The organism is Desulfocurvus sp. DL1XJH-121, assembly GCF_054819825.1.
On sequence record NZ_JBTVWW010000061.1, the window covers coordinates 1 to 508 of the forward strand.

Genomic DNA, 508 nt, shown 5'->3' on the forward strand with positions numbered 1-508 from the left:
ATGTTCATGGACATCGTCTCCGTGATCCTCATCAGCACGCCGCTCTTGCTGCCCATGGTCCAGAACATGGGCTACAGTCCCCTGTGGTACGGCATCATCGTGGGCATCACCTGCGAAATGGCCGTCATCACCCCGCCCATCGGACTGAACCTCTACGCCATCAAGGGCATAGCGCCGGACAACATAAGCATCCAGGACATCGTCCGCGCCGCCTTCCCCTTCGTGTTCGTGGAGTTGGTGGGACTGGTGATCTTCATCGCCTTCCCGGATTTGTGTTTGTGGTTGCCGAATCACATGTAAGCGAAGCGCGACGATAGAGCCCAAGCGAGTGGAGCCCGGTCTTGCCTGTGTGGCGGGGCCGGGTTTTTTTTGTCGTGGCGGGCAGGGAAGACAGCTGGTTCAAAAGCTCGCGCTTTTGAATCAGCTGCCAGAGGGGCCGGGGGGAAGGAGGCTTTCCTTCTCCCCGGCCGTCCCGGCAGACCGTGGCCCCTTGGGCGAAAAGCCCGCT

1 protein-coding gene is annotated in these 508 nt (G+C 60.4%); it reads left to right on the forward strand.

Annotated elements, in window-relative coordinates:
- Window positions 1-300, forward strand: a 300-nt coding sequence (locus tag ACYYG1_RS17325) for a TRAP transporter large permease subunit (protein WP_461211586.1), incomplete at its 5' end; no start/stop codon positions are given.
- Window positions 301-508 lie beyond the last annotated feature (208 nt).